Source organism: Paenibacillus sp. 01T422, from assembly GCF_056398785.1.
In genome coordinates this window covers 1-6,601 of sequence record NZ_JBFTQB010000306.1, presented here as the reverse complement: position 1 = coordinate 6,601, position 6,601 = coordinate 1, and the positions used below count along the sequence as shown (strand labels likewise).

General features: G+C 40.8%; 5 protein-coding genes. All 5 read left to right on the top strand.

The window, feature by feature from the left end; genetic code table 11:
* A partial coding sequence (locus tag AC1DUA_RS17920) for a hypothetical protein (protein ID WP_477501064.1) occupies positions 1-199 on the top strand: 199 nt, incomplete at its 5' end.
* Positions 200-378: 179 nt separating this feature from the next.
* On the top strand, positions 379-1,452 hold the full coding sequence (locus AC1DUA_RS17915; RefSeq protein ID WP_477501063.1) for a HupE/UreJ family protein: 1,074 nt from the start codon (positions 379-381) through the stop codon (positions 1,450-1,452).
* Positions 1,453-1,621: 169 nt separating this feature from the next.
* Positions 1,622-3,532 carry a metallophosphoesterase gene (locus AC1DUA_RS17910; RefSeq protein ID WP_477501062.1) on the top strand — a complete coding sequence of 637 codons (1,911 nt, stop codon included), beginning with the start codon at positions 1,622-1,624 and terminating at the stop codon, positions 3,530-3,532.
* A 111-nt stretch (positions 3,533-3,643) separates the two neighbouring features.
* A complete protein-coding gene (locus AC1DUA_RS17905; protein ID WP_477501061.1) occupies positions 3,644-5,509 on the top strand; it encodes an S-layer homology domain-containing protein in 1,866 nt (621 codons plus the stop codon).
* Between the two features lie 86 nt (positions 5,510-5,595).
* On the top strand, positions 5,596-6,601 hold a 1,006-nt coding region (locus AC1DUA_RS17900; protein ID WP_477501060.1), incomplete at its 3' end, for a HupE/UreJ family protein.

Below are 6,601 nucleotides of genomic sequence, written 5' to 3'. Positions count from 1 at the left end.
CTGGTGCTGGCTTAGCCTTTTTGGTAACAAACACATTATCCTTATGCGTTGTACTATTCGTTATCACTTTAATTTTACGGTATCGAAAACTCTAAATGATTCGACATGGTTGGGTTCTATGAACATGGTTGGGTTCTATGATATGAACGTGAACAACTTAAGAAGGCAGCCGACCAAATTGGATCGGCTGCCTTCTTAAGTAACGGGCTCACCAATACTCCTGCGGATTTTGTAATGGTGGCCTTGTCTTTCGACCTTACAACTTAAGTCCTTCACAATAAATATATATGATCACGACTCCCCTCTAACATAATGGGCTTATATTGATAAACAGACGTTAGCCGAGATATTGCAGCAGCAGATCAGGAGGGGATTTAAGTGGTAAAAAAGAGATTTGGTTTATTTGCATTATCGTTAGTATTATTCATTTTATGGGYTCCTCTTACGTTTGCTCATGACGGTGCTAGCTTAGCCTATTCGGATATTTCAATGAAAGATGGCGTCATTACATACAAATTACAACTCGATATGTACGATATGCGAGCAGGAGCGACACAAAATGATCCGAACAGACAATTCACAACCCCTGAGGTGTTAAATCAATTCGTTAGAAACTCTCAAGACGATGTGCAAAAATATCTGCTCTCTCAAATCAAATTGTATGCGGATAACTTGCAGCTTGATGGAAAGCTGACACAGCTTACCTACTTCGAAAAGGATAATCAGCCGTTTGCTGAAGCGATTTTGGAGTACCCAGTGAGAACTAATCCTCAACATGTTAAATTGGATTACGACTTGGTTTTTGATATGGATGAATGGCACATCAATTATGTAACGTTAGCGCTCGGTGAGCTTCAGCAAAATGCCGTGTTAGTTAATGATCTTCGTGAGGTTCAAGTAGGTCAATTGAGCTCTGGGCATGCAATCAGTAAATTTTTTCAACTCGGTTATGAGAGTTTGTTGCTTGGTTTTGAGCATATTTTGTTTCTATTAAGCCTTCTTATAGGTGTGAAATCTATGAAGCAGCTGCTAGTGTTTGCTGGTATTTTTGCAGCTGCTCAATCGCTGACTTTGATTTTGGCCGGTCTGCATATCCCGATGCTTCCGGGCAAATTTGTTGATTCTGGCATCGCACTTAGTATTCTTTATGTCGCCTTGAACTTGCTATTAAACAAGAACAAGGAACAAAATTTATGGTTAATATCCTGCTTTAGCTTGATTCATGGTTTTGGTTTTGCTGAGGTATTGAGTAGAATGAGCAACAATGGTCAACACGTGGTATCTTCATTAATTGCCTATAGTGTAGGTATTGTTCTCAGTTTAGTTGTGATTGTGCTGATTATGTACCTGCTAATTTCTGCGATCCGCAGGATCAAAGGGGCGATTCCTGCTGTTTTGATTGTACTTTCATTGCTCGGATTAATAGCGCTTATTAGAGCCTATCTAGCGTAAATTCACTAACTACTAAATCTATTGTTATCATGAACTGTATACTTTATGTTTACAATTAACACACGCAAAAATATAATTCTTTTTACAGTTCTAGGTTACAGTATGAGTAGTGCCTTTCAAATACTAACCGCGCGGTGGGGCACTATCATCTTATAGGAGTGGTTCATTTATGCTTAGTTTATTTGATTCCAAAAGACGATTTACTACAATCACTGTACTAGTCTTAGCCCTTCTATTAGTTATTTCTCTTTTGCCTTCTGGACTTGCAGATAAGTTCAAGCTGAATTCAATCGTCAATGCAGATGCAAGTACTTATACCATTTCAGACATCGTACTCAATCCAGGTAAGAACGAATCCGAGTTGAATGTAACGTATTATACGAACGTAAATCCGGTCGCTGCCAAAGTCCAAGTAACATATAAGGCTCTTGTGGTAGGCGGTAATTTCCCTAGTGGTTCTAACGCAGTTACCTTCACAGGAACCTCTTCCGAAGCGGCGACAGTTTCATCGAATGTTTATTATTCCAACAAAGTAACGCTTACAAGTATTACGCCTAATACAGATTTTGCGTACCGAGTAGGAGACGGCACCAACTGGAGTCCGATTTACTACTATTCATCACAAGATCCGTACAACTACAGCGTTATGTTTGTAGGGGATCCGCAAATTGGTTCATCCGGGAGTGTAACCAATGATACATATGGTTGGACTAACACTCTGAACAAAGCGGTTGCTATGTTCCCTAAGATGAGTTTTATTATGTCTGCAGGGGATCAGGTGGAAACGAATAACAGTGAAGCCCAGTATGATGCTTTCCTAAGTCCAAGTGTGCTTAGAAGCTTGCCTGTAGCAACTGTTGTTGGTAACCACGATGGCAGTGCGAATTATGCTTATCACTTCAGTCAGCCCAACCAGTCTACTTTAGGTGCCACGACGGTTAGTCCAGGCGACTATTATTACACCAAAGGCGACACGTTGTTTATGGTATTGAATACAAACAATAGCAGCGCAGCAGCACATGTCCAATTTATGAAGGAAACCGTTGCTGCTGTTCCGAATGCCAAATGGAAGTTTGTCTCTTTCCACCATGATATTTATGGAGCGGGAACGCATTCTTTAGAGTCTTCGATTACAAATTTGAGAGCAGGCCTTTTCCCAACGTTTGATGAACTGAATATCGACATGATCTTCATGGGACATGACCACTCTTATGTCAGAACGTTTGTTATGAAAGGCGACAAACCGCAAAAAAACCAGCTTGTTGACAGTCAAGGAAGAGATGTTAACCCAACAGGCGCTACTTACTTCACGGCGAACTCAGCAAGCGGTAGTAAGTATTATTCCTTACAGACAACACCAGAAGTATACTCCGCAGTTAGAAGCCAGCTTCGTGTTCCGACCTTCTCTACGATTGATGTAACTCCAACAAGTCTTACGGTTAAAACGTTTAGAACCGATACAATGGAAGTCGTTGATTCCTATGGTTTGGTTAAAGATACGGAAGCCAAAGTATATTCTAAACAAACGCAAGATGTTCATCCATCCACCTTTGAATACTACTATGCACTCACCAATGGCAATTACGTAAACACCGTAGATGCAACTTTCGGTTTTGACAGCACAAGAATCAAGTTTAAGAAAGCTGAGTTAGTATCTCCTAACGCTGGAGTAATTGACAGCAAATTAGAAGGTAACTCCGTTAGGGTTGTGGCAGGCTTAACAACAGCTATCTCGACAATTGCACCTACAGATGTTGTTAAACTTACCTTTGAGCTGGTTCAAGGACCACAGAAAGTGGCGTCAGCAGATTTAAATCTTCTCAGCTCACTTACTTCTTCGGTTGGGTTGAATAAAGATACTAAATCTACGATCACTGGGAAGACAGGCTCCGTTATCAGCTATTACGATTTTAATAACGACGGTCTATTAACGGCTTCCGACTTGTCCAAAGCCCTACAGTATTACAGAGCTACTTCAAGTGATACAAACTGGAATGCTGCTAAGTTTGCAGATATCAATTCAGATAATGTTGTTGATATTACAGACTTCACTCTAATCCTAAGGCAGATTCTTGAGTAATCATTGATACCTGGATATTCATTGATACCTGGATATTCATTGATATACCTTCACAGGAAAAGGCTTTATGCCTTTTCCTGGATTTTAAACTAGAGAGGTGCCTTGTAGAAAATGAAAATGAAAATGATGACGATCTTCGTTCTTATATGCATCCTATCCTTGCAAGTAACTGCATTCGCTGCTACTAATCTTCAAAGTGTAGAATTCTCACAGCCAAGTGTTACTGTCGGCAGCAATGCAAACGAGTTCTCAGTGGGCATCATGGTTACGAACAATGCGTTGTTTAGTGGCGCTGAATTTGGTTTAAGCCTTGAAGGTAATATCCAAATTAAATCAATAGATTACACAAGTACCATTACTAGCAATAATAAAGTGGACAAAGAAAAAGACGGAGTTCATTATTTTGGCTTCTTTGATAACCATAATATTTACAATGGAAAAGTAAACATCTGTAATGTGACATTTACGTATACGGGTAATGATCCTGCGAAAGTAATGATGAAAGAAACCAATGTAACAACCACTACCGAGAACGTCGGGGCAACGAAGGAAAGCATAACGCCTGGCCTTGTTCTAAATGTAAACAGGGAAAGTGTGGGAAATCCACCTAACAGCTCCTCAGGAGGTTCTTGGGCATCAGCGCCATCCGCTACTCCCGTAACAACGATTACCCCACAAGAACTTGTTTTAATTACTCAAAATGCGGACCAAAAGCTGAATGAGCTATTAGGCACCAAAAACAATGGGGGCAATGCACAAACAGCGCTTAAACAGGCGATCGATGTGGTTAAGAAGGCTATAGAACAACAATCGACATTGAATGTTTCTGGTTCGGTTAAAATAGTTGGTGATACAGCCAAGGTTGAATTAAATGCCAACGCGTTCACTGATTTGTTCAAAACAATTAATGATCAAGCAGCGATTATGAGTGATAAATTAAAAGCATTTGATCCAAATGCTGAAGTTAAAGTAACTGCAACACTTGATCTAGGCACGCAAACTGTAAATAATGCAGAGATCCCAATTCTTGCTGATCTAGTTAGCAAAGCCAAAGAAGCTGGAATTGACGCGATCTCATTTAAAATAAACGGAGTTTCCTTAGCCGTTGATGTAGATCAATTTACCGGAAATACGACGCTAACGATTAAAAAGCAACCAGCAGGAAACTTAGTTACAAACTTAAAAATGGCATCAGATGTATACAATTTTGAGTTTATTAATAGCTCTGGCACAAATACAACCTTCACGAAACCTGTCATTATCAAATTCCCGATTACGGTGCAAGGATTGAATTCTGATCTATTCTCTCTAGCCAAAATTGTCGATGGGAAATTAGAGTTTTATGGCGGTCGTTACGACGCAGAAGGCAATTATTCCGAAGGTGAACGCAAATCATTTTCTACTTACGCCATTTTTGAGAACAAAGTAGCGTTTAAAGATATCGCTGACGTTCAAGCATGGGCAGGTAAATCGATTGGAATCGCAGCTGCGCAAGGAATCGTACAGGGTCGCAGCGAAGGCGAATTCGCGCCAAATGCTGAAGTGACACGCGCGGAATTCGCTGCAATGATTGTAAAGGCTTTTCATTTGGAAGATGCCACAGCGACCGAATCCTTCAGTGATGTAAACGACGGGGATTGGTTCAAGCCTGTAGTCGCTTCTGCTGCCAAGGCGGGAATCATCCAAGGACGATCAGCTGAACAATTTGCACCAAATGAAAAAATTAGCCGTGCGGAAATGGCAACAATTGCTTCGAATGCACTTGTGGCTGTCAAAGGCTATAAGCATGAAACAGACATTAACGCTTTTTTAAGTAAATTTAAAGACAGTGCATCGATTAATTCATCTCTTGCAGCTGGCGTTGCATTAGCCGCAAGTCAAGACATTGTAGTTGGCTACAATGATAACTTCGAACCAAATGATTCATCAACACGTGCTCAAGCAGCCGTTGTGATTGAGAGACTCCTAAATAAATAAGCAGTAAACGGAATGATAGAATCCTCCTCTAATTGCAGATAGGGGAGGGTTTTGTCTTTAATATGAAAATTCTGGAGGGAAAATAGATGATCAAGATTAATGCTCCTATTATGCGTACGATATTGTGCTTATTGGCTCTAGTATCTGCGCTGGTGTTCCCTTTCACGCAAGCCGCTTATGCCCATGCTTATAGTGCTGGGTATACGACGCTGAATCTGACCCAATCACAAACCGAGATGATCTACACACTGGACGAATTATCTGTCATAGAGCTAATGAACGGTGATATCAATTCGGATAACAAGCTGGATCAAGAAGAATTCAGCGCTGTGAAAGAGCGGATGGAAGCCACATTAAAAGAGAAGCTAACTTTTAAAATTAACGGGGAACCGAAGGCTTGGACCCAATTGGAAAGCTTAGCGCTTGAACAGCAAGGGGACGCAACAAAGCTGGTCTTGAAAGCCGTTTATCCTCCAGCATCGCCTTCGATGACTGTATCATTAATCGATAATCTTTACATGAATGATGCGAAAACGAACTACGTCAACCTGTTAACCATCCATCATGGTGATCAGAAAAGCACAGAAGCCCTATCCGGTAATTTCCGTACATGGAACATGGCAGTGACGGATAAGGATTTTGAATCTGAGCATGCCAATTCGATGAACGGCTGGTTTTCCTTTTTTAAACTGGGTATGAGCCATATATTGGGTGGTTATGACCACTTGCTCTTCCTGTTTTCCCTGCTGATTGCACGCCAAACACTTAAACAATATGCGACTATGATTACCGCTTTTACAATTGCTCATAGCTGCACCCTAACTTTAACGGTTCTTGGCATTATTAATGTACCTCCAATGATTGTAGAGCCTGCTATTGCGCTTAGTATTTGTTATGTTGCCATTGATAATATCAGGTGTCCCTCGGTTAGCCATCGCTGGGTACTGACCTTTTTGTTCGGGCTTATTCACGGCATGGGATTTGCCGACATTTTGAAGGAAATGAATATTCCGAGAAGTGAGCTGGCTGTTGATTTAATTAGCTTTAACCTGGGAATTGAAACGATTCAGATCTTAATCGTCGGACTACTTG

Excerpts from the sequence above, each read along its gene's own strand:
- AC1DUA_RS17910 (WP_477501062.1), top strand. The coding sequence starts at position 1,622 with ATGCTTAGTTTATTTGATTCCAAAAGACGATTTACTACAATCACTGTA.
- AC1DUA_RS17905 (WP_477501061.1), top strand. The coding sequence starts at position 3,644 with ATGAAAATGAAAATGATGACGATCTTCGTTCTTATATGCATCCTATCC.